We start from the raw sequence: 25,330 nt of genomic DNA, 5'->3' as shown, positions 1-25,330 counted from the left end.
ATGAGCCCTAGAGGCGATGCACAGACTAAGCAAAACAGGAGGTGGCTTTTTCATGCGGACACAGCCTAATTGGCTTTTGAGCAGATCACGTGTCGTTCTGGGCTTGGTTGTACTTACAACTGTCCTAACTGTCGGATGCGGGGGAAATACGGCTAAGCAACAGAGCTATAGTACGGATGTGAGGAATACGCAGCACAATATGAAGATCAGAGGAGATCAAAGCGGCCATACACTTCAAGGCCGTGCGCCTGTTGCAGCGGATCGTGACTCGTTAATGGGACGCAACCAAAATCCGAACATGATTATCGGCCATTGGAACTCACGTAATACCCCAGTCGACGTGACTAATATGGAGAGAATGGCCATGTCTGTAAAAGGTGTGGAAAACGCTCGCATCACACTCAGCGATGCCAATGCATATGTTACTCTTGACCTTGTGCATAACATCACTGCGAATCAGGCGCGAACCATCGAGCAGCAGGTGATTTCGCTTCTTCAGGAAAGACTCCCGCGTTACGATTTTCATTTAACCTCGCATGACGGTTACCATCGCTGACAGGTGAGCAGGACGTATGTAGCAAGGCTCGGCATTGCCGGGCCTGTTTGGCATCGGTAAAACATTTCCAGTTATAATGCACTTTGACTTCTTGCGCCTTTCCTCCTATAATTTATCTGTTATAACCGTTTTTATGGTAGATAGCATATTTATCGCAATTCATATCTAACATACATGCTACCAAGGCTTCGCCTGCGCCAAAAGGCAATTATTCTTTGCGATGGGGTGAAATAAAAATGTTTACACGCTTATCTGCAGTCGAAGAGCGTTTTGAAGAAGTAACCAACCTCCTATGTGACCCCGACGTCATTAGTGATACAAAACGCTTGCGAGAACTGTCTAAGGAACAATCTTCGTTGGAAGAGACGGTAACGACATACCGTGAATATAAATCAGTGGTGAGTCAAATCGATGACGCCAAAGCGATGCTGGAAGAGAAGCTGGATGACGAGATGCGTGAAATGGTCAAGCTCGAGCTCAATGAATTGTCAGCACGCAAGGAACAACTAGAAGATCGCTTGAAGATCCTGTTGCTTCCAAAAGACCCGAACGATGAGAAAAACGTGATTGTGGAAATCCGCGGTGCTGCGGGTGGCGATGAAGCCGCACTGTTTGCAGCCGTGCTTTTCCGTATGTACACACGTTTTGCGGAGCGTAACGCTTTTAAAATTGAAGTGCTGGAGGCAAGCCCAACCGATATCGGCGGATACAAGGAAATTGTCTTCTCGCTGTCTGGTCGCGGTGCTTACAGCAAAATGAAATTCGAAAGCGGCGCGCATCGTGTGCAACGTATCCCGGCTACTGAGTCCGGTGGACGCATCCATACTTCTACTGCGACTGTACTGGTTCTGCCAGAAGCAGAAGACGTGGAAGTGGAAGTACACGAAAAAGATATCCGCATCGATACGTTCTGCTCCAGTGGTGCGGGCGGTCAGAGCGTTAACACGACCAAGTCTGCGGTTCGCGTAACGCATATTCCTACAGGGATCATGGTTTCTTGTCAGGACGAGAAATCCCAGCATTCCAACAAAGACAAAGCGTTGCGTGTATTGCGCGCTCGTCTGTATGATTTCTACATGCAACAACAAAATGCGGAAGCAGATGCTACGCGCAAAAGCTTGGTGGGTACTGGTGACCGAAGCGAGCGCATCCGCACGTACAACTATCCACAAAGCCGCGTGACTGACCACCGCATCGGTCTGACCCTGCACCGACTGGAATCGGTATTGGAAGGCGAAATGGATGAAGTGATCGACAACCTGATCATGCATGAACAAACGGAGCTTTTGAAAAGCCATGCACACTCAGCTTGATTGGTCTGATGTCACGACGATTCGAGAAGCCCTATTACGGGCTTCTTCCTTTTTGCGGGAAAAAGGGACAAAGGATCCTTTGTTCGAAGCGGAGCTAATGATTCGTCATTGTCTCGACTGGGATCGGACGCGCTTCTTAATGGCGATGCCGGATTCAATCGATGCAGAAACATTGGTGAAGCTGGACGGACTGTGCGTGCGTAGGGCGAATAACGAGCCATTGCAATACATGTTTGGCGAACAGGAGTTTTACGGGCGTCCTTTTACGGTGCGACCAGGCGTGCTGATCCCCAGACCGGAAACGGAAATACTGGTAGAGCAAGTGATGGCTGCCGCTACAATGCTCTGGCCTGAGAGCGAAGAGCTAGCGGTGGTGGATATCGGCACAGGGAGCGGAGCCATCTGCATTACGCTCGCGCTAGAAAAACCGCAATGGCGCGTGACTACGGTGGACCTGTCTCTTGAGGCAACGGCAATTGCACGGGAAAATGCAAGTCGTCTTGGGGCAGATGTCCGCTTTCTACAAGGGGATTTGGTGCAGCCGCTTTTGGAAGCAGGCGAAAAGGTAGACGTCCTCGTATCCAATCCACCATATATCCCGAGTCGTGATGTCGAGGAGCTGGACGATGAGGTGCGTGTACATGAACCTCGCTTGGCTCTGGATGGCGGTGAAGATGGGCTGGATTGCTATCGTCGCCTGTGTGAGGCGCTGCCGAATCTATTGAAAGATAGAGCGGTCGTAGCGTTTGAAGTAGGCATTTATCAGGCTAGGGATGTAGCGGCATTGATGAGGGCATCCGGTGTCATGGATGAGGTAGAGATTGTTCCAGATTTGGCGGGGATCGAGCGGGTTGTTATCGGAGTGAGACGATAGCAAGAGCTCGTCTCGCCTTTTTTACATAGGGAATGAATGTTTGAAATCGTGTGAATCCGTCCATACTGATTGCTAAAGAGAGAAGATCAGTATAGAGGGAGACGGATAACGATGAAACGGATGTTGTTAATGGCATTTAGCCTGTTTATGCTTATGATGAGCTGGGAGGGGCAGCTTACTTCGGCCAATGTGTTGGATAATGGGCCGATCCCTCAGGAATCCGTTCGCTTGCGCATTATTGCGAACAGCGATTCTGTCCAAGATCAATGGTTAAAGCGCGAAGTCAGAGATGCGATTGTCGCTCAAATGAATACGTGGGCGGACGATATCGAGACTTTGGAGGAAGCAGAGCAAATGATTCACACACAATTGCCTGTCCTTCAACAAGTCGTGGACAAGACGGTCAAGGAACGAGGTTTTTCATACAAAGCGGTAGTCGATTTCGGTGAAGTTCCTTTTCCAACGAAGCTGTACGGCTCCTATGTGTATCCTGCGGGTAATTACCGAGCGGTCCGTGTACAAATTGGAGAGGCAAAAGGTCAAAACTGGTGGTGTGTCCTGTTCCCGCCGCTCTGCTTTATTGACATGTCCAATGGCGACGCTGTAAAAGCCGAGCCAACTCCAAAGCCGGAAGAATCTGAGCCAACGGCAGAAGCTGCATCCGAGGAAGTAGCAGTCTTACCCCTGGAAGAGAACGAAGTAGGGAATCATTCCGAAACAAATAGAGTGGACGTTGAGCAAACAAAAGCAGAGGAAGAAGAGTCCTCAGAGGTAGAAAAAGCAGAAGAAGCAGAAGAAGTAACTGCCTCTGCTCCTGAAGTAGAAGTGCGATTTTACTTATGGGAAAAAATCGAGGGCTGGCTCTCCTAAGCCGGACATAAAAAACGACACCCGCCGCATGTGCAGGTGTCGTTTTGAATTGCCACCATTACTTTTTGAGCAAAGCCTCACGAATCTCAGGCTTCAACAGGCTTTGGTAACGATGAGCTGGGATCGCAAACTCAGGCATTCCAGCTGCATAAGCGGCAATTTCGTATTGACCAAAATGGATCATCAGGTTGCCGTCTTTAAAGGAGAAGCCTTGATCCTCTCTGATGCCCTCGAATGCATCGTAAGGGTTAAAGCCATCCGCCTGAGTCTCTGCTTTGATTTGCTGTGCAATGATTTGATTGAGAATGGTACGGTAGTCATAGCCAGGATGGAACAGGTCAGCCAGCTTCAGTTGTTTTGCCTTGGCCTGATTATCGATGGTGTAATACGTAACATCCGTCATGCCATGTGCTCCGCCTGTATAAATGTATGTCTGTACGGAGAAAGAAACGAGCTTGCCGGCATTGTGTACCTCATAGGAGATGTCGAGTGCATGAGGGCGTAGCTCCCAGCCGTTCTTTTTCGCTTCTGCCGCATCTTCTTTGCCGGCTTTTTGTCCTTCTGCCAAGCCTGTTTGTGCTTCTTTCAGCAGAGTAGCGTTCAGTTTTGCTTCAAAAGCTTTATCCTTCATCCCGCTAATCACTGGGATGGATACTTTACCTTGAAATTCTTTCGTATCGACCGTAATGGTTTTTGGTGTGAACACGACACCGTTAGCTTGTGGCTTTGGCGCTTGTACAGCAGGCTTTGTGGAGGTTGCAGGTGAAGCAGGTGCTGCAAATACTGGAGCAGCGACGGCTGTTAACAATACAGCTGTGCCAAGCAGGCTGGAAGCTAAGGATTTAAAAGATGACATTTCATTCACGGTCCTTTCGATAAAGGGAAAGTTATTGTGTTGTTTTCGTGTTCATTCTACTACAAGGGAAAGACGCAGGAAGTTAAAAAAAGGTAACAATGTTCTCTTTTCCACGCTGTTCTGAAAAGTTATTCACAAGTTACCCACAGCCTGTTGAAAACTTTTTGGTGCACATCTATACTTAAGGCACTCCTTACAAAGAAACGAGCTAGAGAAAGGATTTTTTAACGATGGAAATGAATGGTGTGACAAAAGTCTGGTCTGTGGATAACGATGTGGAAAATCAGCCTAGTTGTGCACAGATTGTGGATGCAGCCCGTTTTCTTCGAGAAGGGGCAGTTGTCGCGTTTCCCACGGAGACCGTTTACGGCTTGGGAGCGAATGCATTATCGAATGAAGCAGTGGAAAAGATATTTACAGCAAAAGGCAGACCCAGCGATAATCCGCTGATTGTACATATTGGAGCGTGGGACCAGTTATCCACAGTAGCAAGTGAGGTTCCGGAGAAAGGGAAAAAGCTGATGGAGGCGTTTTGGCCTGGACCCTTGACGGTGATTTTGCCAAAAACAGATCAGGTAGCGTCGCTAGTAACGGCAGGGTTGGATTCAGTCGGCGTTCGCATGCCTGATCATCCGATTGCCTTGGCTTTGATCAAGGAAGCGGGGGTACCGATTGCGGCTCCGAGCGCCAATCGCTCAGGACGTCCGAGTCCAACGACCGCGGCGCATGTATTGGCTGACCTGGATGGACGTGTAGCGGGTGTGGTCGATGGAGGGGCAACAGGTGTTGGGGTAGAGTCTACTGTTATTGATGTGACACAGGACCCGCCCATGATTCTGCGCCCAGGCGGCATCACACGGGAGCAAATGGAACCAGTAATTGGCTATGTGGAGCTGGACCCTTCCTTTCAAGTGGGAGCAGCCGAGGCACCGCGCTCTCCAGGGATGAAATATACGCATTACGCTCCTGAAGGGGAAATGTGGCTAGTATCAGGAGAGTGTGAAAAAGTCCGGGGAAAAATGGAAGACATGCTGCAACAGGCGAAGCAGCACGGTCAAAAAACGGGCGTGCTGGCAACGGAAGAAACAGCTCCCTTTTGGCAAAGCCACGCATCGGTAGATGTTGTTCTCGTGGTCGGATCACAATCAGATCTGGAAGGGGTTGCCCAACAGTTGTATGCAGTACTGCGAGAATTCGACGATCAAGAAGTGCAGTATATTGTCGGTGAGACTTTCCCGCGAAACGGGTTGGGTATGGCCGTGATGAATCGCTTGGAAAAGGCTGCTGGTGGCCGTGTCTTGTCCGTGTAAACCTGTCCTAAACTCCCCCTCGTCCGCATAAGGTGAAGAGACGGGAGGGGAGCTGCTTGGACCAGGTGTTATTCCAATGGGGGCAATTTTTGACCTTGCTCATTATTGCTTTCGCCTTAAGTATGGATGCCTTTTCGTTAGGAATTGGCGTAGGAATGGTTGGGATTCGGTTACGAGAGATTATCAAGGTGAGTATTACCATCGGACTGTTTCATATTATGATGCCGATCATCGGGATTGTCGTTGGAGCGTACTTGTCCGATTTGGTTGGAGATATTGCCGTGTTTATTGGTGGCGGGGTCCTGATGATCATCGGCTTGCATATGCTATGGAATGGCTTCGTTCAAGGGGAACAAAAAAGTGTATGGAAGACAAAAGGGTTCGGACTCCTTCTCTTCGCATTTAGTGTTAGCCTGGATGCTTTCACCGTCGGTTTCTCGTTCGGCTTGATCGAGGTCAATAGAATTTTGGCCATCTCTCTTTTTGGAATAATGGGTGCCACGATGTCCTACTTCGGTTTATTGTTAGGCAGGAGTGTAGGAGGGTGGCTTGGGGATTATAGCGAATTAATAGGTGGACTTATTTTGTTTGGTTTTGGGTTAAAATTTATGATATAACCGGACTAATTAATAGGTGAGGAGGAACTATACGTGAAACGGATACTTTTCGTCTGTACGGGAAATACGTGCCGAAGCCCCATGGCAGAAGCGATTTTCCGTGCGAAGTCAGACGGACAGGGGCTTGAAATACGCTCAGCTGGCGTGGCGGCATCTGCTGGTCAGGATGCTTCCTTGCACGCTAAACAAGTATTAGAAGAGCGAGGAATTGCTCACGATCATAAGGCCAGCAAGGTAGACGAAGGGTTGATCGAATGGTCTGATGTCATTTTGACGATGACGCATGGTCACAAGCGCGCGATCTTGACGTATTTCCCCTCAGCCACTGAAAAGGTGCATACCCTACAAGAGTTCGTTGGGATAGAAGGCTTTAGTGATATTGCTGATCCGTATGGGGGATCACTGATGGATTATCGCAGGTGTGCCGAAGAAATCGAAGAGTCACTGGAAAGGCTCTCATTGATGCTTAAGGACCCAGGTCTTCGTAAATCAGTGGATGAATAGGGTGCTGGTGTATAGCCAGGACCTTGTTTTTTGTGAGAGTACGAACAATTTTTTAGTTGCCTGATAAAAATGTTCACTTTTTACTTATTGTGTTTTGATGTATACTAGACGAAGATTATGAGACAAGCGAGGGATGACAGATGAAAGTAGCACTTGCTGCTGATCACGGTGGATACAAGCTAAAAGAGGAGATCAAGACTCTGCTGGCCTCCATGAACATCCAGACGGAAGATTTCGGCTGCACCTGCGAGGAATCGGTTGATTATCCCGATTATGCTTTGCCAGTGGCGGAAAAGGTAGCAGCGGGGGAGTTTGATCGAGGCATTCTCGTTTGCGGAACAGGTATTGGCATGTCGATCGCGGCCAACAAGGTTCCGGGCATCCGTTGTGCACTTGTGCATGATACGTTTTCCGCGCGCGCTACTCGTGAGCATAACAACACGAATGTGTTGGCGATGGGTGAGCGGGTCATTGGACCGGGTCTTGCGCTTGATATCGTGAAAATTTGGTTGGAAACAGAGTTTCAAGGTGGTCGTCACGAGCGTCGCGTGGAAAAGATTTCCCAAATCGAAGCGAAGCATGCGGGAGTGAAGTAAGTGGATTTATCCGCTATCGAAAAACAAATCAGTGACATTGTCGAAGAAGTAGCTGATATGGCAGAGCTTGCAGCCGGACAACTTATGGTGATTGGGTGCAGTACCAGCGAGGTGCTCGGGGAGCATATTGGAAAGGCTGGCAGCCAAGATGTAGCGAAAGCTCTATATCGTGGGATTCAATCTGCTGTAGGGAAGCGTGGCTTTGCTGTTGCCTTTCAATGTTGTGAACATTTGAACAGGGCTTTGGTCGTCGAGCGCGAGGTTGCATTGCGATACGGACTGGAAGAGGTCTCGGTTGTTCCCGTTCCGACCGCTGGAGGCTCTATGGCTGCGCATGCGTTTACACAGTTCACGGATGCAGCTGTTGTAGAGGAAATTCGCGCGCATGCAGGCATAGATATCGGCCATACGCTTATCGGCATGCATCTGAAGCATGTGGCAGTACCGGTGCGTCCGACACAGCGTCTCGTTGGACAAGCACATGTTACGGCAGCGCGCACACGTCCCAAGCTGATTGGCGGACCGCGTGCTGTGTATGAGAAGACACCACCAAATGAAAGCTGCACGTAAAAGAGGAGGAGAAACTACTATGCTAGATTTTTTGCGTAAACAAGACCCGCAAGTAATGGAAGCCGTTCAACTGGAGCTCGGAAGACAGCGCGACAAAATTGAGCTGATTGCTTCTGAAAACTTCGTAAGCCGCGCAGTTATGGAAGCAATGGGCACCGTTTTGACGAACAAATACGCAGAAGGATACCCAGGTCGCCGCTATTACGGTGGTTGCGAGTATGTGGATATCGTGGAAAACATCGCTCGTGACCGCGTAAAAGAAATTTTTGGCGCTGAGCATGCAAACGTACAACCACACTCTGGTGCTCAGGCGAACATGGCTGTATACTTCACGATTCTTCAGCCTGGCGACACCGTACTGGGAATGAACCTGTCCCACGGTGGTCACTTGACGCATGGTAGTGCAGTAAACTTCTCCGGTACTCTGTACAATTTCGTTGACTACGGTGTAGACGAAGATACTCACCTGATCAACTATGAAGATGTTCGTGCAAAAGCATTGGAGCACAAGCCAAAGCTGATCGTTGCTGGTGCGAGTGCCTATCCGCGTACGATTGATTTTGCCAAGTTCCGTGAGATTGCGGATGAAGTGGGCGCGTACTTTATGGTGGACATGGCGCACATCGCTGGTCTGGTTGCGGCAGGTCTGCATCCAAACCCAGTACCGCACGCGCATTTCGTTACTTCTACGACGCACAAGACTCTGCGTGGACCACGTGGCGGTTTGATTTTGTGCAAGGAAGAGTTCGCGAAAGGCATCGACAAATCCGTGTTCCCAGGCGTTCAAGGTGGTCCGTTGATGCACGTCATCGCAGCAAAAGCGGTTGCCTTCGGTGAAAACCTGCAACCAGAATTCAAGGATTACGCAGCACGCATCATCAAGAATGCACGTGCATTTGCGGAAAGCTTAACTGCTGAAGGTCTGACGCTTGTCTCCGGCGGAACGGATAACCACCTCGTATTGATTGATGTAAGCAAAATCGGCCTGACAGGTAAAGTAGCTGAACATCTGTTGGACGAAGTAAGCATTACTACGAATAAAAATACGATTCCTTACGATACACAAAGCCCGTTTGTTACAAGCGGTGTGCGCATGGGTACGCCAGCAGTGACAAGCCGCGGTTTTGATGAGGAAGCAATGAAAGAAGTAGCAGCGATTATCGCTCTGACATTGAAAAATCCAGAGGATGCTGCGAAACATGAGGAAGCACGCCAACGTGTGGCAGCTTTGTGCCAACGTTTCCCGATGTATGAAGGCTTGAATATCTAAGTTAAGGCTACGTGAAGCAGACCCAGTGGAAATTTTTCTATACGGGTCTGCTTTTTTCTTTACTTCGCGGCTGTAGGTAGGGATCGAGGATGAGAAAAAGTACGAAGATTAGGCAAATTGACTGAGTCACTCTCACCAGCTATTATAGAAAGGATGTATTGATAGGGAAACGGAGGAAATGACATGAGCCGTGTATATGTGTTTGACCATCCGCTGATTCAGCATAAAGTTACGTATATTCGTGACAAGAATACAGGGACCAAGGAATTTCGCGAACTGGTAGATGAAGTGACTACTCTGATGGGCTATGAAATTACCCGTGATATGCCTTTGGAGGAAATCACTATCGAAACGCCAGTGGCTACCTGTCAGTCGAATGTAATCGCTGGTAAAAAAGTAGGGTTGGTACCGATTCTGCGTGCTGGTCTTGGTATGGTGGATGGCCTGATGAGGCTGATCCCTGCTGCCAAAGTAGGACACGTAGGTCTTTACCGTGATCCGGAAACCCTACAGCCTATTGAGTATTATGTGAAGCTGCCATCCGATGTTGCTGAGCGTGAGTTGATCGTAACTGACCCGATGCTGGCGACTGGTGGCTCTGCTGTTGCCGCTCTTACTGCTTTGAAAAAACGTGGAGCGAAAAACTTGAAACTGATGTGCCTCATCGCTGCTCCAGAAGGTATCAAGCTAGTTCAGGACGAGCATCCTGATGTAGATATTTACGTAGCGGCTGTTGATGAATATTTAAACGACCATGGATACATCGTGCCAGGCTTGGGCGATGCGGGTGACCGCTTGTACGGCACGAAGTAGTCGGAGAGGGAAAAACGGATGAAAACTGTAAAAGTAATGACGGTATTCGGCACACGTCCAGAAGCGATCAAAATGGCACCGCTTGTCCATGAATTGAACAAGTACAGCGAGCAGATCGAATCTGTCGTTTGCGTGACGGCCCAGCATCGTCAAATGCTCGATCAGGTTTTGGACATTTTTGATATTCAACCAGACATTGATTTGAACATTATGAAGGATCGCCAAACGCTGGTGGGCGTGACCACGCGCGCATTGGAGAGCCTGGATGAAACAATGAAGGAAGTAAAACCGGACATCGTCCTCGTACACGGGGATACGACAACCACTTTTGTGGCGAGTCTGGCTGCTTTTTATAATCAAGTCGCGATTGGCCACGTGGAAGCGGGCTTGCGCACATGGGACAAGTACTCGCCGTTCCCGGAAGAGATGAACCGTCAGTTGACAGGTGTAATGGCTGACCTTCATTTCTCTCCGACCAATGGATCGGCTGACAATCTTCGTCGCGAAGCAAAGCCGGAAAAGAGCATCTACGTGACAGGAAACACAGCGATTGACGCGTTGAAAACAACGGTTCGCGAGGATTACACGCATCCGGTGCTTGATCGCGTAGCTGGTCAGAAGCTGGTGCTGATGACGGCACACCGCCGCGAAAATTTGGGCGAGCCAATGCGCCGTATTTTCCGTGCAGTTCGAAGACTGGTGGATGAGCATCCCGAGATTTCTGTTGTGTATCCGGTTCACTTGAATCCTGCTGTACAAGAAGTGGCGCAGGAGATTCTCGGAAACCATGATCGCATTTCATTGATCGAACCATTGGATGCCCTTGATTTCCACAACTTCGCTCGTCGTTCCCATCTCATCCTGACCGATTCCGGCGGGGTACAGGAGGAAGCGCCGTCTCTTGGCGTACCAGTCCTGGTTCTGCGCGATACGACAGAACGTCCTGAGGGGATTGAAGCAGGCACGTTGAAGCTCGTGGGAACCGACGAAGAGCAAGTGTATGCAATGGCAAAAGAATTGCTGACCAACCAAGCGGCTTACGATGCAATGGCGCATGCTGTCAACCCATATGGGGATGGCGAGGCTTCACGCCGTATTGTAGAAGCAATCCTCTATCATTTTGGTTTGCGGGCTGAACAACCAGAGCCGTTCCAACCAGGTCAGTAACATACAGCTAGGAAAACCCGCCAGGTTCCGTTCGTCAAAACCGGGCGGGTTTCTTGTTGTAGAGGGATATTGTTGTTTTCTATGACTGACGATTTGGTATGTTTTTCTAAGAGAGAATCGAGAGAATTGGCGAAACTATCCATGACCTATTGCGTCTAATATTTAGTTGCTTAGCTTAGATGGTAGAAAGACAGAGTTTGGAATACGGAGAGGAGTTATCAACATGAGAGCGCAAAGGATAGTGACGCTGCTCACGGCTACGACCATGGCCTGGGGAGCTTTTGTTCCGTTTGTGCCGTTTGCGACCAATGTCGCACACGCCAGAGCGGAGACAAGTGCATTGAATATGATGTGGCAAACCCCAATTGGTGAGGGGACCACTTTGCAGAAATATACGAAATCATTTGCCAATCAAGTAGTCACGATCATGGTAACAAAGGTTGATTTGAACAATCCTTATGTTGAGGTAAAACCGGTATACGGAACGAAAGGCAAGCTGACAGATAAGCAGACGGTTACACAAATGGCGCGTGAAACCGGAGCTATAGCAGCGATCAATGCCGACTTTTTTCACATGACGAAGCGGGGAGCGCCGTTTGGCATTGTCATGAAAGACGATGAACTCATTTCTTCCATGGGCTTGGTCTCCTACTGGTACGCGCTGGGCTTGACCGGAGACAAGATGGCCATTGTCGACAAGTTTGGCTTTGGCGGAAAGGTTACTGCCCCTAATGGTGCTACCTATTCGATTCAGGGTGTCAACAAGGAAGAGTACAACCCAAGTGACGGACGAAAAAGTCACCAGAACCAACTGAACGTCTATACCCCTTCCTTTGGCAAAACCAGCTTGGGGACGATACCGGGCTACAAAGATGTCGTCGAGATTCTGTTTGTAGACAACGTAGCCAAAGAAGTTCGTGTGAATCAACCTGGCGTATACATACCTTACAACGGCTATGTCCTTTGGGGACATGGAGCAGCGGGAGCATTCCTCAAGCAAAACTTCCCTGTCGGCGCTACTGCAGCGGTTGAGTACCAAACGACACCACAGACACTCAACCTAAAGCAAGCGGTAGGCGGCAATGTGATTTTGGTTGATCAAGGGAAAGCGCTCACTTCCTTTCAAGCGGACAAGTCCATCACCAGCAAGACGGCACGCACATCGGTCGGAGTTTCGCAGGATGGGAAGACCTTGTACATGGTCACGATCGATGCGAGCCAAGGCGTTTATTTGGACGAGCTGGCAAAAATCATGGCGGAGCTCGGCTCTTATCGGGCTGTAAACTTTGACGGTGGTGGCTCTACGACCATGGCAACTCGCATGCTGGGTGAGACACACGCGAATCTGGCGAATAAGCCGAGCGGCGGTGCTGAGCGTCGAGTGCCTACTGGACTGGCCGTATACAATACAGCACCTGCTGGAGAATTGAGAGGCTTCCAAATCGATGTACCGGCAGATGTGCTTATCGGACAATCTATCCCGCTCAGCGCATCCAAAGGTTATGATGTGCATTTCCAACCGTATGCGATCAATGCCGGCGATGTGAGCTGGGATGCTAGTCAGTCCGAAGCGGGCTCCGTAAATGGCAAACACTTCACACCAGCTCGCTCCGGCAAAATCACATTGACTGCGCGATTGGGCAATGTGACGCAAAATAAAGACATTCAAGTCATTTCCGGCATCGATGTGCAGCAAATCATCGTTTCCCCGAATCCGATTACCATTGCACCGGGACAATCCATTACTCTCGATGTCAAAATCAAAACGAAAAAGGGCTCTACCGTACAAGCGACGCCACTTAGCGTAAAAGCGAGTGTCGATTCTTCTGTAGCGACAATTAACGACAATCTGCAATTGGTAGCAGGCAATGAGCCGGGCAACGGAAACCTGACGATTACGTATGATGGCGTGGCGACAACCGTACCATTTGCCGTTGGACAATTTGAGCAGCCATGGCTCACCTTCGATAATCAGGCAGGCATGTACCATGCGGCAAATCCGTCTAGCATCAGTTCGGCTGGTTCGTTCGCGCTCGTCTCCGATCAGACGTTCCGCACGAAAAAAGCAGCGAAGCTAGTGTACAACTTCTCAGGAGCACCAGCGAACAACATGCGGATTTCGTACGGTATGCTGGGGGCAAACCCTGTGACGATTCCTGGCAAGCCGCTCGGATTGGGCTTATGGGTCAATGGGGACAACAGCGGACATTGGCTCCGTGCAGAAGCAATTGATGCAAACGGCAAGTCGGTCTACGTCGATCTGGCAAAAGAGATCAATTGGACAGGCTGGAAGCAAGTGAAAGGCTACTTCCCGAGCAATGTTGCCTATCCATTGCATCTGAAGAGTGTGTATGTCGTTGACCAAGCCAATGATGGCATTACACACGACAAAGGAACACTGTACTTCGACGAATTCTCGCTCCTCTTAGGCAACAAGACAGGTCAACCGAGCGATGTGGCCGTTGTCCCTGAACTGCCAGGCAGCATGTCACTCGGAGCGGAGCTTGATCTCCATTACTCCTTTGAAAATACCGCATCTTATCTGGATAGTGCACTGATTGATGTGGAGTCGATCGTGACCCAGCCAATGCCAGGATATGTACCTGCTGATTACTCGTTTACGATTAAGCCGGGCGAACTAAAAGCAGGGCAAGAGGACGCGATATCAACCTCGTCGATTCGATTGACCTTGGCACCGAAGCAATGGCTCGCTGGAAAAGGCGTTGGACTCTTGTACGTAAACCAAGTAAACAATACGTTGGATCCGCTTCTGGGAACCATGAATGCTCAAGGTCAGTGGGTATATGAAGTCAATAGCTACGGCAAGTACATTCCGTACTACCTGGACAATGCAGGCACGAGCAACGCTGGATTTACAGATATCACGAAGCATCCAGCCAAGGCAGAAATCACCTACATGGCGGAAAAGGGTTACGTGAAGGGTTTGACAGAGACGACGTTTGGACCAGAGGTTTCCCTGACAAGAGCACAGTTCGTCACCCTGCTCGCGCGCTCTTTTGAATGGGAGCTCCCTTCCTCACCAAAGCTGAAATTCAAGGATAAGGTGCCTTCCTATGCGCAAGGTGCCGTACAGGTTGCCGTTTCCAAAGGTCTGGTGAAGGGGTATAACGATAATACCTTCCGTCCGGATCAGCCGGTGACTCGCGCAGAGGCCGCAGTCATTCTCGATCGTCTCGTGAATAAAAAGGGAGCGACGAAAAAGGTCTCCGATAAAGGAACCTGGCCTTCCTGGGCATCGACATCCATCAACAACATGGTCGGACTTGGTCTGATTGATCCAGTTGGAGGAAATTATCAGCCGAATAAACCGACGACGAGAGCAGTGTGTGTCGTAGCGCTTTATCGCATTCTGCATCAAGTTAAATAGAATCGGAATATAAAAGGTCAAGCTCCTCTAACAAAGAGGAGCTTGACCTTTTTGAGTTTTAGAAGGAATCGATGAACGGACAAAGCTGATGAGAAGAAAAAGCGCAGGGCTCGTAGACCTTGACAACGCTTACCCAGTCGGAACTTCCAAAAGGGGACCACGCTTGTCGAACACTTCTTCCCCGAGAACCTTCCGCCCGTAGGGTGGCTTTGGCTCGACGGTCCCCTTTTGGAAGTGGAGACGGACAGTAAGTCCCCCTTGCGAGCGTGTCAGAGTCGAAGAGAACTGCGCTTTTTCTTCTCCTCCACTATGTTGACTCAAACTAGAAGGCCCTTCTTAGAGGTTAGATGTTACTGATTTTTCAAAGTCGAGAAAAAAGCTTTGCCAAAATAGGTTAACCATTTTAAAATAACGGTTAACAAATATATGTTAACCGAGGTTGTGATTTGGTTGTTAAATAACTATGAAGAACTATCTGCCAAAAACAAGCAATATGTTTGGCATCCCTTCACCCAAATGAAAGACTACGTCGCACAGGAGCCACTCATTATTGCGAGAGGAGAAGGGATCAAGCTATTCGATGTGAACGGCAAAGCTTACTACGACGGTTTTTCCTCTGTGTGGTTGAACGTCCATGGCCACAACGTTCCCGAGCTGAATCAGGCGATCACGGAGCAGCTTGACCAGATTGCCCATTCTACTTTGCTCGGCATGGCAAACGTCCCATCCATTTTATTAGCGGAAAAGCTGATCAATCTCGCTCCAAAAGGATTGAGTAAAGTTTTTTACTCTGACAACGGGGCAACTGCGGTCGAAATCTCACTGAAAATGGCGTTCCAATACTGGCAAAATCGCGGACATACCGGAAAGCATTCGTTTATCACGATGAACAATGCCTATCACGGGGATACGATTGGAGCCACAAGTGTGGGAGCTATTCCCCTCTACCATCAGGTCTATAAACCGCTGCTCTTTTCTCCACATGTCATTCCATACCCTTATCCGTACAGGCAAGGCGGTGAAGAAGCAGCCGTTCAGGCCACATTGAGCAGCCTGGAAAGTTTGCTTAGGGATAGAGCTCATGAGATTGCGGCGATGATCGTAGAGCCTGTCGTGCAGGGAGCAAGCGGAATGATTATCATGCCGGATGGTTGCTTGAAAAAAATCGCGGAGATGTTGCGCGCCCATGATGTATTGCTGATCGCAGACGAAGTAGCGACAGGATTTGGACGTACGGGCAAAATGTTCGCTTGTGAGCATGATGGGGTCGTGCCAGACATCATGGCAGTTGCAAAAGGGCTTACAGGAGGGTATTTGCCTGTAGCGGCTACCTTAGTAACCGAGCAGATTTATGATGCCTTTTTCGCTGACTATGAGGAACAGAAAACCTTTTTCCACGGACATTCGTTTACAGGAAATCCACTCGGCTGTGCAGTTGCTCTCGCCAACCTGCGGCTGATGGAGGAGCGCGGAGTTGTTCAACAAGTAGCACAAAAGGCAATCGTTTTGGAGCAATTGCTAGGGCCGCTGTACGACCTACCTCATGTAGGAGATATCCGGCAAAAAGGCTTGATGGCGGGAATCGAGCTGGTTCGGGATAAAGAGACCAAGGAGCCTTATCACTGGAATGAGCGGATCGGTGTGCGTGTCTGTCAGGTAGCGAGAGAAAAAGGGCTTTTGACACGACCGTTGGGCAACGTCATCGTTTTTATCCCACCGCTTGTATCTACAACGGAAGAATTGGCTGACATGGTTCGGATTTTGGCGGAATCGATTCAGGATGTAACGACAGGTGAAGTAGAGGAGTGATTGATATGGCTGATCGCCCCTTTTCCGGATTGTTCATCACAGGAACAGATACTGGGGTAGGCAAAACGATTGTGACTGCCGGAATCGCATCCGTGTTGCGTGAGACAGGAGTGGACATCGGAGTTTGGAAGCCAGTCCAGTCAGGAGCACGAGCACATGATGAGGGCAGTGACGCTATGCACTTGAGATCGTGGAGCGGAGTGCCTGACGCGTGTGAGGAGATAGCCCCACTTTGTTTTGAAGCACCGCTTACCCCTTATCTGGCTGCGGAAGCAGAGGGGAAGAGCTTGACTATGGAGGAAGTAATCGCTTGCGGGCGACCCTTGATGGAACGTTATCCGGCACTCCTTGTCGAAGGAGCGGGTGGTCTGCTTGTTCCATTGACTCCAACCGAAACGATAGCGGATCTTGCTGCTCGGCTGAACCTGCCCATGCTCATCGTGGCTCGGGCTGGGCTCGGCACAATTAACCATACGCTCTTGTCCGTTTGGTATGCACGGGAACTCGGGATCGAGGTTGTGGGTGTCATCCTGAATCAAAACAACTCAGCTGGTGTCATTGATGAGAGTGTCAAAACAAACGCGAGCATGATTGAGAGCTATGGGGGAGTTCCCGTATGGGGCGTGCTTCCATGGATAAACAAACCGTTAGAGCGCCAGCACTTGACGCAGCTGATCCAAGAATGTGTAGACATCGGACAGCTGTGTCAGTGGAGCCATAAATAATAAGAGGGGGAGACGAGAAAATGGAGCAAAGCACCTGTTTGGATTGGAAGGGATACTCTCGTAAAGCAATTAGCAAGGAAGTGCTTACGCACGAAGAGGCAATGAAGGTGTTGCAAGCGCCGGATGATGAGCTGCTGCTGGTCATGAACGAAGCGTTTCGCGTCAGAAAGCACTTTTTCGGAAAAAAGGTCAAACTGAACATGATCATCAACGCCAAGAGCGGCCTATGTCCGGAGGATTGCGGTTACTGCTCACAGTCGATTGTTTCGAATGCTCCCGTATCCAAGTACACGATGCTGGACAAGGAGACATTGCTCGCAGGTGCCCGAGAAGCCATGAATCGAAAAGCAGGTACATACTGTATTGTCGCCTCAGGACGCGGTCCCACGGAAAAAGAGCTGGGCCAAGTCATCGAGGCCGTCAAAGAAATCCGTGAGACGATGCCGCTGAAAATTTGCGCGTGTTTAGGGATTCTAAGCGACGAACAAGCAACGCGTCTAAAAGATTCAGGTGTTCACCGTTACAACCATAATCTCAACACGAGTCGCAACCATTACGAAGCGATTACGACAACGCACACGTACGACCAGCGTATACAGACAGTCGATACCGTGAAAAGAGCAGGGATGTCGCCCTGCGCAGGCGTGATCATTGGCATGGGGGAGAGCGATGAGGAGATCGTCGAAATGGCATTTGCCCTGCGCAATCTCGACGCAGATTCCATCCCTATCAATTTTTTAAATGCGATTCCAGGAACCCCGTTGGAGGATAAAGGACGCACCCCGGCAATGAAGGCTCTGCGTGTTCTCGCTTTGTTCCGATTTATTTGCCCGGATAAAGAAATTCGTGTTGCGGGTGGTCGCGAAGTGAATTTGCGCACCTTGCAGCCTCTTTCCTTGTATGCGGCTAACTCGTTGTTTGTGGGCGATTATTTGACGACACCCGGGCAAGAAATCACGACAGACCATCAGATGATTGAAGACCTCGGGTTTGAAATCGAGCTGTGTGCGCTGTAGGTCAGTTATGAATAAACGCTACACATGGCTGGAAGAAGAATACGATTCATTGCGGAAACAATCGTTGGCAAGAGAGTGGAACACCGTAGAGTCAGCCAGTGATCGTACAGGCACGTGGATTCAAGTCGAAGGGAAACCATTATTAAATCTGTCATCGAACAACTATTTGGGCTTGGCCCACGATCAACGAATCGTGGAAGCTGGCAAATTGGCGGCAGAGGAGTGGGGGGCAGGAGGAACTGCCTCTCGTCTCGTCCATGGAAACTACGCGTTATATGACGAGCTGGAACAACGATTGGCGGCGTGGAAAGAGAGAGAAGCGGCGCTTGTTTTTGCAAACGGCTATCAGGCAAATACAGGGGTAATTGCAGCGCTTGCTGGAAGAGGCGACGCTGTTTTTAGTGATCGGTTGAATCACGCCAGCATTGTAGATGGGATCGTGCTCAGTCGGGCGGAGCATTTTCGGTACAGACATAACGACATGGAGCATCTGGAGTTTTTACTGAAAAAGCACCAGGATGCAAGACGGAAGTGGATCGTCACGGACAGCATATTCTCCATGGACGGTGATAAAGCTCCCCTACTTGAATTGGTAAAACTGCGTGATCGTTACGATACCATGCTGATGGTTGACGAAGCCCATGCAGGGGGAGTGCGTGGTGAAGAAGGGCAGGGCTTGTGCCACGAGCTCGGCATCGCCGGAAAAGTCGATGTGTTGATGGGAACCTTCAGCAAGGCATTTGGTGTTTATGGGGCATACGTATGCGCAGATGAGATCATCATTCGTTATTTGATGACAAAAGCGCGCTCGCTGGTCTATTCCACAGCTCTGCCTCCTGCTGTGATTGGCTCGAACCTGGCGGCGTTGTCTTTGGTACAAACAGACTCTTGGCGCAGAAAAGCAGTGAGGCAGAATGCGCTCATGTTTCGCCAGTTGCTTCGCTCACGCGGGTTTACTGTAGACGAAGAAGATACGCCAATCATCCCGCTCACGTTAGGAGAGAATGAGTGGACTTTGCAGTTCAGCAAAAGGCTTAGGCAGCGAGGGATTGCAGCAGTGGCGATTCGACCTCCTACTGTGCCAGCAGGAACCGCACGTATCCGCTTTACCGTGATGGCTGCTCATACGCGCGAAGAGCTGGAGTGGGCTTGCGAGCAAGTGAGCGTAATCAGGGACGAGCTTCAAAAAGGAGGAACGATATCGTGAGAAAAGTGATGCTGTGGCTAACCGGGTGGGGAATGCCAGATTGCAGCTGGGATGCAGTTCGCTCACAGTTTCCTTCCTATCAGCACATCATTCCTACTTATTCGGACGTCACTGATTCCTCGCAATTTTACGAGAGAGTAGTAGAGGAAGTCCGCTCTCTAGCAGCGCAGGAGCTGATTGTAGTGGGGTGGTCTATGGGAGGGATGCTCGGAATACGCCTTGCTGCCCAGTACCCGGTCTCAGGACTTGTTTTGATCGGCACAACAGCTCGCTTTATCTGCGAACGGCATGACCTTCGCGCTGGGTGGCATCCTGTTGTTTTACAGAGGATGAAAAGGCAGCTTTCTGTAGCACGCGAGCGGGTGATGGACGCATTTGTCGAACAGATGCTCACACCGGGTGAGCGTGAACAAACAGGTCTGTATGTGAGACTGGACAGCCAGAAGTGGAGTACGACGGCGTTGATTGCGGGCTTGACCTACTTAGAAGAAGAGGATTGCCGCCCGTTCTTGTCTTCGCTGACTACTCCGACTCTCGTCATTCAAGGCACGGAGGATGCAATCTGTTCGCTCGCAGCCGGAGAAGAACTGGCGGGTAGCCTTTCAGGTGCCAATTTCGTTCAAATTCCTGACTGTGGTCATGCCCCGCATGTATTTGTTCCGGAGGTTGTAGGAGATTCGCTAAAGAGGATGGTGGAGCAGCTTGCAGAAGAGGGCAATCAGCAGCCGATTTAGTGAGAAGGCTGTCTCATATGAAAAATACGCACTTGTGCAAAAGAAGATGGCCGATCATTTGAGTCAAATGGTTACAGAGATAACGAACGAGAATGATGTGCGAAGCATCCTAGAGATTGGCTGTGGAACAGGGGGGTTAACCCGCGTCATTCGCAGCTATTTTTCTGCTGCCCACTACGAGGCGGTAGAGATTGCGCAAGGTATGCTGGAGCAGGCGAAGAACAACCTGGAGCAGCACGGCCTGATTTGTTCATTTTCTCAAGCTGATGCCGAAGAATGGGTTTGGGAACAACAGGCGAAGTCAAAGGATTTGATCGTTTCAGGAGCGTGTTTTCAGTGGTTTGCCAGGCCAGCGCATACGCTAAGAGGATTGGCAAGAATCCTGAAGCCGGGAGCACCTTTGGTTTTTTCGACATTTGGACCTGATACTTTTTGGGAGCTGCATGATTCGTTTACGAATGCTCATGCGATTTTGGGAGAAAAGGGAGTACGCCATGGCCTGGAGTTTCTCTCTGCACGTGATTGGCATGAGCAATTGGAGCAAGCAGGGTTTACGGATATAGAGATCAGTAGGAAATATGAACGGCTAACTTACCCGGGTGTACGGGATTTTCTGCATGCTGTGAAAGCCGTGGGCGCCAGCGTAAGTATGGAGCAAGGGAGCGGTCTTGGACGCAGAAAACTCCTTGCAGAAATGATTCGTTACTATGAGCAGACGTATAAAAGAGAAACGGGCATCCCTGTCACCTACGAAGTTATTTACGTTCGTGCTGTTTCATCAAGAGCCGTGACGTTTTTTAAATAAACTGGAAAAGAAAGCGATTTCCTAGCAGGAATTATCATGAAGAGATGGAATCTTAAGAAGGTTGCCTATCCTGTGTATTTGAGGGGTGTGTGGAAGATGAGTCAAAGAGAAATCGTCATTGCGAGTGCTGTGCGCACTGCTATAGGTAGCTTTCAAGGAACGCTTGCAGGTGTCAGCGCGACAAAGCTGGGCGGAATTGTACTGGAAGCAGCGCTAGAGCGTGCAGGTGTTTCCAAGGATGCGGTCGATGAAGTGATTATGGGGAACGTACTGTCAGCAGGCTTGGGTCAAAACCCGGCGCGTCAGGCTTCTATTCACGCGGGCCTTGCTCATGAAGTTCCCTCCCTGACAATTAACAAAGTTTGTGGTTCAGGTCTAAAAGCCGTTCATCTGGCCGTTCAGTCCATCCTTGCTGGTGAGGCAGAGGTTGTCTTGGCTGGTGGGATGGAGAATATGAGTCAAGCACCATACTTAATGGAAGGTGCGCGTTCAGGCTACCGCATGGGAGATCAGAAAGTGGTAGACTCCATGATTCGCGACGGGCTGTGGTGTGCTTTCAACGACTACCACATGGGCATTACAGCAGAGAACCTTTGCACCAAATACGAAATCGGACGCGAAGAGCAGGATGAATTTTCAGCGTGGAGCCAGGAAAAGGCTCAGCAAGCGCTCACTAGTGGTCGTTTTCAAGAAGAAATCGTGCCGGTTCCGATCCCGCAGCGCAAGGGTGACCCGGTGCTGTTTGCCATAGACGAATTCCCGCGTGCTGGCGTGACAGCCGAAGCCCTAGGCAAACTAAAGCCTGCATTTAAAAAGGATGGAACTGTGACAGCCGGGAATGCATCTGGTATCAACGATGGAGCAGCAGCTCTTTTGATTATGACACGCGAGAAGGCAGAAGAGCTGGGTGTGAAGCCTCTTGCCCGTATCGTAGCCAATGCGAGTGCAGGTGTTGATCCGAGCATCATGGGGTACGGTCCAGTTCCTGCGACCAAACGCGTACTGGAAAAAGCGGGTCTGTCGATTGCTGACATTGACTTGATCGAAGCAAATGAAGCTTTTGCTGTTCAATCGCTGTCTGTTGGCAAAGCACTAGGCTTTGATCGCGAGAAGCTGAATGTCAACGGCGGAGCCATCGCCTTGGGACATCCAATTGGTGCGAGTGGAGCGAGAATATTGGTCACGCTAGTGCATGAATTGCAAAAACGCGAAGGGGCAAAATATGGGTTAGCAACACTTTGCATCGGCGGTGGACAAGGCGTCTCTACAATTGTCGAGAAAATTTAAATTTCAAATTGTGAACGCTTTGTGTACAGACTGAGCCTAACGTTGACAAAGGGAATAATTCTTCGTTAATATGAATGAGGGCAAAGGGGCACTTGACACCAGCCCTCTCCTTATGTATGAAAGGAGAATGTTACTCTGTGTCGAAATTGGATAATCCGTGGCGAGCGATCACATTGGTCACCCTGATCGGTGTCGATATGGCCGTTTGCGTGATTTCGGGAGTCCTTCTGGGAAAATACTTGGATAGTCTTTTCTCTACCAATCCGCTTTTTTTGATGGTTGGGCTGCTCGCGGGATTAGGAATAGGCGTGTATAGCGTCTACCGCATCGTTCGCGGTTACCTCTAGGAGATGGAACATGCAAACGTTTTCTTCGGCAATGCGATCCACTTTTCGCTATGCCTTTTTCTGTATGGCAATTGCCTCGATACTCTGGGCGGTGTTGCCATCGTATCGTTTCTTTTTGCAAAGTCTACTGCTTGGGATGGTTTGCAGCTTGGTAAATGGCACGGTTCTCTTCAGCAAAACCTGGCGCATTAGTCAGATGGCTGTTGATCCAAACGTCCGGCCAAAAGGGACTGGTATGCTGCAGCGACTGGCTGTGGCAGGCTTTGCAGTCTTTTTGACAATGCGTTTTCCCCATTTGTTTGGAATCGCTGGCGTATTGATAGGTTTATTCCTCTTTCAGATTCTCAGTTTCCTTTTTGTGTATCGCTCCTTTAAATAGATAGTAGATATTTTTTCTTTGCAACGTACGTAAGCAATAGATTCGCGCGGAAGAAAGGGGTGAAATACATGCATTATTCTCTGCGGTTTGAATGGTTGGGCATGGTATTTGACATCTCCACTATTCTTATGATTTTGGTTACCTCTCTGGTGGTGCTTTTGCTGTGTATCGGGATGACCCGCAACCTGACCTCCGCAACTCCAAGCGGCGCGCAAAACGTGATGGAATGGATTGTGGACTTCGTTACCGGCATTACAAAAAGCTACATCACACCGAAGAAGGCTGCGGGCTTTGTCTCGCTGGCACTCACTTTGTTCCTTTACATTTTCCTTGGAAACCAACTGGGTCTCGTATTTAACGTAAACACGGCTCACCACAACGGTCCTGACCATCAAGTAAGTGAAAAGGTTAAAGACATGTTGACGGCTTCCACGAATGAACAAATGAAGCAACAAAAGGTGGCCAAGCTTGAAGAAGAGCTGAACTCTACCGATCCGTCCTCGCATGGCGTTGTCATTGGGTGGTGGAAATCACCAACAGCGACTCCTAGCGTAACTTTCGCTCTGGCGTTCATCGTTCTTCTCTACGCTCACTATCTGGGCATCAAGAAGAGCTTCACGGGATGGTTGAAACATACATTCCTGAACCCGATTCACATTCTGGAGGAGTTCATCATCAAGCCGTTGACGCTGCCTTTGCGTCTATTCGGTAACATCTTTGCGGGTGAGGTTTTGATTGCCTTCCTGCTGGGTGTAGGGATCTTCGGAAGCATTCCGCTGTTCCTGTGGTTGGGCTACTCGGTGTTCGTCGGTTCCGTACAGGCATTCATTTTCACAACGCTGGCGATGGTTTACCTGTCACAGCAAGTGAATGAAGATCACTAATTTTGCGCTTACCCGATTTTATCTTCGCTTTTTAAACACTAAGGAGGTTTTTAAACAATGGAAGGTTTGGCTCTTGCAATTGGTATCGTATTTGGTCTGGCTGCTCTTGGCGCAGCGATTGGTAACTCTTTGGTAATCTCTCGTACAATTGAAGGTGTAGCTCGTCAACCAGAAGCACGTGGTAGCCTGATGGGTCTCATGTTCCTGGGTCTTGGTCTGGTAGAGGCAGTTCCGATCATCGCTGTAGCGATCGGTTTCATTCTCTTCGGTCGCCTGTAATCAGCGAGCATTTAGTAACAATAGGCGGGCACTTGATACCCGCCTATATTTTTGACAAAGACAATTAATAACCTTGATATACATCTTTCTTTTCGCAGGAAGGAGTGAAACGAATGCTCGACTTTGGAGCGGTATCCCTGGAATGGGGAACGCTGTTAACCCAAGCAATTGTGTTCTTGTTGTTGTTGCTGCTTGTTCGTAAATTGGCTATGGGCCCGATCGTAGGGATCATGGAAAAACGTCGTCAGCATATCGAAAGTCAAATCTCCTCGGCTGAGAAGAACCGCACTGAAGCGGAAGCTCTTCTAGCTGAGCAACGTCGCGTGCTGGATGAAGCGCGTGCAGAATCAAAAGCAATCATTGACCGCGCTGCAAAGCAAGCGTCTGATGAAGCAACCAAAATCGTGACAGAAGCACAAGCTGCATCCGAGCGTATGAAAGCGGAAGCAAGCGCTGAACTGGCACGTGAAGTGGAAAAAGCAAAACTCGAACTGCGTGAGCAAATGACCAGCCTGTCCGTGCTCTTGGCTTCCAAGATCATCGAGAAAGAACTGGACGAAGCAGCTCAAAAGTCTACTGTTGATAAATTTCTCGCACAAGTGGGAGATCGCCTATGAGTAGCGCAGTAGGAAAACGTTATGCTCGTGCGCTCTTTGAAGTAGCGAGTGAACGTAGCAAGATTGATCAGGTAGAAGCAGACCTGGGTGCAATCGTGGAAGCGGTTGAAGGCAATGAAGATCTGAAAAAGATCATGCTGCACCCTCACATCGCAGCAGATGCGAAAGCTACGCTCGCTGACGAATTGTTCAAAAGCCATGTAGGGGAAGAAGCCTTTAATTTTCTGAACGTCCTGATTGAGAACGGACGCGAAGTTGATCTGGTTGATATCTACCGTTCTTTTGTACAATTGGCGAACGAAGCTCGTGGATTTGCAGATGCGATTGTGACAAGTGCAAAACCGCTTTCTACTGAAGAGCAAAATGAGCTCGCTGAGAAGTTCGGACAAACGCTGAATAAAAAGCTGCGTATGACAGCAGTCGTAGATCCAGCGATTCTCGGTGGCGTTATTATCAAAATTGGCGACCGTCTGTACGATGGTAGCTTGAAAACGAAGTTGGAAACCTTTGCGCAAAAAGCGTAAAGTTCGATGGCTT

General features: G+C 49.5%; 27 protein-coding genes. 26 read left to right on the top strand and 1 reads right to left on the bottom strand.

Features of this window, described 5'->3' with window-relative positions; genetic code table 11:
- Positions 1-52: 52 nt before the first annotated feature.
- The 4 genes from BBR47_RS27395 (at position 53) to spoIIR (ending at position 3,613) form a co-directional block, all read left to right on the top strand.
- The gene (locus BBR47_RS27395; protein WP_015893648.1) at positions 53-556 is read left to right on the top strand and encodes a hypothetical protein; all 504 of its coding nucleotides are present in this window, start codon (positions 53-55) and stop codon (positions 554-556) included.
- A 236-nt stretch (positions 557-792) separates the two neighbouring features.
- Positions 793-1,869, top strand: a complete 1,077-nt coding sequence (gene prfA / locus BBR47_RS27390) for a peptide chain release factor 1 (RefSeq protein ID WP_015893647.1) — start codon at positions 793-795, stop codon at positions 1,867-1,869.
- The gene (gene prmC, locus BBR47_RS27385; protein ID WP_015893646.1) at positions 1,853-2,743 is read left to right on the top strand and encodes a peptide chain release factor N(5)-glutamine methyltransferase; all 891 of its coding nucleotides are present in this window, start codon (positions 1,853-1,855) and stop codon (positions 2,741-2,743) included. The genes prfA and prmC overlap by 17 nt, the downstream gene beginning before the upstream one ends.
- 111 nt (positions 2,744-2,854) lie before the next feature.
- Positions 2,855-3,613: a stage II sporulation protein R gene (gene spoIIR, locus BBR47_RS27380; RefSeq protein WP_041749696.1), complete on the top strand. Its 759-nt coding sequence runs from the start codon at positions 2,855-2,857 to the stop codon at positions 3,611-3,613.
- A 58-nt stretch (positions 3,614-3,671) separates the two neighbouring features.
- Here the strand turns inward: spoIIR and BBR47_RS27375 are convergent, their stop codons facing one another.
- Positions 3,672-4,469 (bottom strand): DUF3298 and DUF4163 domain-containing protein, encoded by a 798-nt coding sequence (locus BBR47_RS27375; protein WP_015893644.1) that lies wholly within the window; start codon positions 4,467-4,469, stop codon positions 3,672-3,674.
- Positions 4,470-4,699: 230 nt separating this feature from the next.
- On the opposite strand from BBR47_RS27375, the gene BBR47_RS27370 reads away from it, so the two are divergent.
- From BBR47_RS27370 to BBR47_RS27260, 22 genes are all read left to right on the top strand, one after another.
- Positions 4,700-5,779 (top strand): L-threonylcarbamoyladenylate synthase, encoded by a 1,080-nt coding sequence (locus BBR47_RS27370; protein WP_015893643.1) that lies wholly within the window; start codon positions 4,700-4,702, stop codon positions 5,777-5,779.
- Positions 5,780-5,835: 56 nt separating this feature from the next.
- The gene (locus tag BBR47_RS27365) at positions 5,836-6,396 is read left to right on the top strand and encodes a manganese efflux pump MntP (protein WP_041749695.1); all 561 of its coding nucleotides are present in this window, start codon (positions 5,836-5,838) and stop codon (positions 6,394-6,396) included.
- Positions 6,397-6,429: 33 nt separating this feature from the next.
- The gene (locus BBR47_RS27360; protein ID WP_015893641.1) at positions 6,430-6,900 is read left to right on the top strand and encodes a low molecular weight protein arginine phosphatase; all 471 of its coding nucleotides are present in this window, start codon (positions 6,430-6,432) and stop codon (positions 6,898-6,900) included.
- 140 nt (positions 6,901-7,040) lie between these two features.
- The gene (gene rpiB / locus BBR47_RS27355) at positions 7,041-7,496 is read left to right on the top strand and encodes a ribose 5-phosphate isomerase B (RefSeq protein ID WP_007725502.1); all 456 of its coding nucleotides are present in this window, start codon (positions 7,041-7,043) and stop codon (positions 7,494-7,496) included.
- On the top strand, positions 7,497-8,066 hold the full coding sequence (locus BBR47_RS27350) for a TIGR01440 family protein (RefSeq protein WP_015893640.1): 570 nt from the start codon (positions 7,497-7,499) through the stop codon (positions 8,064-8,066). It begins immediately after the preceding gene.
- Between the two features lie 19 nt (positions 8,067-8,085).
- Positions 8,086-9,336, top strand: coding sequence for a serine hydroxymethyltransferase (gene glyA, locus BBR47_RS27345; protein WP_015893639.1), 1,251 nt, complete (start codon positions 8,086-8,088; stop codon positions 9,334-9,336).
- Positions 9,337-9,519: 183 nt separating this feature from the next.
- Entirely contained in the window at positions 9,520-10,149 is a 630-nt protein-coding gene (upp, locus tag BBR47_RS27340) for a uracil phosphoribosyltransferase (RefSeq protein WP_015893638.1), read from the top strand.
- A gap of 18 nt (positions 10,150-10,167) precedes the next feature.
- Positions 10,168-11,316, top strand: coding sequence for a non-hydrolyzing UDP-N-acetylglucosamine 2-epimerase (gene wecB / locus BBR47_RS27335; protein ID WP_015893637.1), 1,149 nt, complete (start codon positions 10,168-10,170; stop codon positions 11,314-11,316).
- A 223-nt stretch (positions 11,317-11,539) separates the two neighbouring features.
- Positions 11,540-14,704 (top strand): phosphodiester glycosidase family protein, encoded by a 3,165-nt coding sequence (locus BBR47_RS27330; RefSeq protein WP_015893636.1) that lies wholly within the window; start codon positions 11,540-11,542, stop codon positions 14,702-14,704.
- A 426-nt stretch (positions 14,705-15,130) separates the two neighbouring features.
- Complete coding sequence (bioA, locus tag BBR47_RS27320) at positions 15,131-16,513, top strand: adenosylmethionine--8-amino-7-oxononanoate transaminase (RefSeq protein WP_015893634.1); 1,383 nt, start codon at positions 15,131-15,133, stop codon at positions 16,511-16,513.
- Positions 16,514-16,518: 5 nt separating this feature from the next.
- On the top strand, positions 16,519-17,238 hold the full coding sequence (bioD, locus tag BBR47_RS27315; protein WP_015893633.1) for a dethiobiotin synthase: 720 nt from the start codon (positions 16,519-16,521) through the stop codon (positions 17,236-17,238).
- Between the two features lie 20 nt (positions 17,239-17,258).
- Positions 17,259-18,254 (top strand): biotin synthase BioB, encoded by a 996-nt coding sequence (gene bioB, locus BBR47_RS27310; protein ID WP_015893632.1) that lies wholly within the window; start codon positions 17,259-17,261, stop codon positions 18,252-18,254.
- A gap of 7 nt (positions 18,255-18,261) precedes the next feature.
- Positions 18,262-19,461 carry an 8-amino-7-oxononanoate synthase gene (gene bioF, locus BBR47_RS27305; protein ID WP_041749694.1) on the top strand — a complete coding sequence of 400 codons (1,200 nt, stop codon included), beginning with the start codon at positions 18,262-18,264 and terminating at the stop codon, positions 19,459-19,461.
- The gene (locus BBR47_RS27300; RefSeq protein WP_015893630.1) at positions 19,458-20,195 is read left to right on the top strand and encodes an alpha/beta fold hydrolase; all 738 of its coding nucleotides are present in this window, start codon (positions 19,458-19,460) and stop codon (positions 20,193-20,195) included. Before bioF ends, BBR47_RS27300 begins: the two co-directional genes overlap by 4 nt.
- Positions 20,164-21,000, top strand: a complete 837-nt coding sequence (gene bioC / locus BBR47_RS27295) for a malonyl-ACP O-methyltransferase BioC (protein ID WP_015893629.1) — start codon at positions 20,164-20,166, stop codon at positions 20,998-21,000. The genes BBR47_RS27300 and bioC overlap by 32 nt, the downstream gene beginning before the upstream one ends.
- A 96-nt stretch (positions 21,001-21,096) precedes the next feature.
- A complete protein-coding gene (locus BBR47_RS27290; RefSeq protein WP_015893628.1) occupies positions 21,097-22,287 on the top strand; it encodes an acetyl-CoA C-acetyltransferase in 1,191 nt (396 codons plus the stop codon).
- A gap of 137 nt (positions 22,288-22,424) precedes the next feature.
- Positions 22,425-22,634, top strand: coding sequence for an AtpZ/AtpI family protein (locus tag BBR47_RS27285; protein WP_081437281.1), 210 nt, complete (start codon positions 22,425-22,427; stop codon positions 22,632-22,634).
- Positions 22,635-22,644: 10 nt separating this feature from the next.
- Positions 22,645-23,013, top strand: a complete 369-nt coding sequence (locus BBR47_RS27280; RefSeq protein ID WP_041749692.1) for an ATP synthase subunit I — start codon at positions 22,645-22,647, stop codon at positions 23,011-23,013.
- A 68-nt stretch (positions 23,014-23,081) separates the two neighbouring features.
- Positions 23,082-23,897 carry a F0F1 ATP synthase subunit A gene (gene atpB, locus BBR47_RS27275; RefSeq protein ID WP_015893624.1) on the top strand — a complete coding sequence of 272 codons (816 nt, stop codon included), beginning with the start codon at positions 23,082-23,084 and terminating at the stop codon, positions 23,895-23,897.
- A 57-nt stretch (positions 23,898-23,954) separates the two neighbouring features.
- Positions 23,955-24,176, top strand: coding sequence for a F0F1 ATP synthase subunit C (gene atpE / locus BBR47_RS27270; RefSeq protein WP_015893623.1), 222 nt, complete (start codon positions 23,955-23,957; stop codon positions 24,174-24,176).
- A 113-nt stretch (positions 24,177-24,289) separates the two neighbouring features.
- Positions 24,290-24,793 carry a F0F1 ATP synthase subunit B gene (gene atpF / locus BBR47_RS27265; protein WP_015893622.1) on the top strand — a complete coding sequence of 168 codons (504 nt, stop codon included), beginning with the start codon at positions 24,290-24,292 and terminating at the stop codon, positions 24,791-24,793.
- Positions 24,790-25,317, top strand: coding sequence for a F0F1 ATP synthase subunit delta (locus BBR47_RS27260; protein ID WP_015893621.1), 528 nt, complete (start codon positions 24,790-24,792; stop codon positions 25,315-25,317). The genes atpF and BBR47_RS27260 overlap by 4 nt, the downstream gene beginning before the upstream one ends.
- Positions 25,318-25,330 lie beyond the last annotated feature (13 nt).

The organism is Brevibacillus brevis NBRC 100599 (assembly GCF_000010165.1).
GTDB lineage: Bacteria > Bacillota > Bacilli > Brevibacillales > Brevibacillaceae > Brevibacillus > Brevibacillus brevis_D.
Note: the sequence above shows the minus strand (reverse complement) of the source record. Positions and strands in the feature narration are given on the sequence as shown.

Coding starts and splice junctions, on each gene's coding strand:
- upp (WP_015893638.1), top strand. CDS start 9,520: ATGAGCCGTGTATATGTGTTTGACCATCCGCTGATTCAGCATAAAGTT.
- wecB (WP_015893637.1), top strand. CDS start 10,168: ATGAAAACTGTAAAAGTAATGACGGTATTCGGCACACGTCCAGAAGCG.
- BBR47_RS27395 (WP_015893648.1), top strand. CDS start 53: ATGCGGACACAGCCTAATTGGCTTTTGAGCAGATCACGTGTCGTTCTG.
- BBR47_RS27330 (WP_015893636.1), top strand. CDS start 11,540: ATGAGAGCGCAAAGGATAGTGACGCTGCTCACGGCTACGACCATGGCC.
- bioD (WP_015893633.1), top strand. CDS start 16,519: ATGGCTGATCGCCCCTTTTCCGGATTGTTCATCACAGGAACAGATACT.
- BBR47_RS27260 (WP_015893621.1), top strand. CDS start 24,790: ATGAGTAGCGCAGTAGGAAAACGTTATGCTCGTGCGCTCTTTGAAGTA.
- bioF (WP_041749694.1), top strand. CDS start 18,262: ATGAATAAACGCTACACATGGCTGGAAGAAGAATACGATTCATTGCGG.
- spoIIR (WP_041749696.1), top strand. CDS start 2,855: ATGAAACGGATGTTGTTAATGGCATTTAGCCTGTTTATGCTTATGATG.
- atpE (WP_015893623.1), top strand. CDS start 23,955: ATGGAAGGTTTGGCTCTTGCAATTGGTATCGTATTTGGTCTGGCTGCT.
- atpF (WP_015893622.1), top strand. CDS start 24,290: ATGCTCGACTTTGGAGCGGTATCCCTGGAATGGGGAACGCTGTTAACC.
- BBR47_RS27370 (WP_015893643.1), top strand. CDS start 4,700: ATGGAAATGAATGGTGTGACAAAAGTCTGGTCTGTGGATAACGATGTG.
- BBR47_RS27290 (WP_015893628.1), top strand. CDS start 21,097: ATGAGTCAAAGAGAAATCGTCATTGCGAGTGCTGTGCGCACTGCTATA.
- bioB (WP_015893632.1), top strand. CDS start 17,259: ATGGAGCAAAGCACCTGTTTGGATTGGAAGGGATACTCTCGTAAAGCA.
- BBR47_RS27280 (WP_041749692.1), top strand. CDS start 22,645: ATGCAAACGTTTTCTTCGGCAATGCGATCCACTTTTCGCTATGCCTTT.
- prmC (WP_015893646.1), top strand. CDS start 1,853: ATGCACACTCAGCTTGATTGGTCTGATGTCACGACGATTCGAGAAGCC.
- atpB (WP_015893624.1), top strand. CDS start 23,082: ATGCATTATTCTCTGCGGTTTGAATGGTTGGGCATGGTATTTGACATC.
- glyA (WP_015893639.1), top strand. CDS start 8,086: ATGCTAGATTTTTTGCGTAAACAAGACCCGCAAGTAATGGAAGCCGTT.
- bioA (WP_015893634.1), top strand. CDS start 15,131: ATGTTAACCGAGGTTGTGATTTGGTTGTTAAATAACTATGAAGAACTA.
- rpiB (WP_007725502.1), top strand. CDS start 7,041: ATGAAAGTAGCACTTGCTGCTGATCACGGTGGATACAAGCTAAAAGAG.
- BBR47_RS27375 (WP_015893644.1), bottom strand. CDS start 4,469: ATGTCATCTTTTAAATCCTTAGCTTCCAGCCTGCTTGGCACAGCTGTA.
- prfA (WP_015893647.1), top strand. CDS start 793: ATGTTTACACGCTTATCTGCAGTCGAAGAGCGTTTTGAAGAAGTAACC.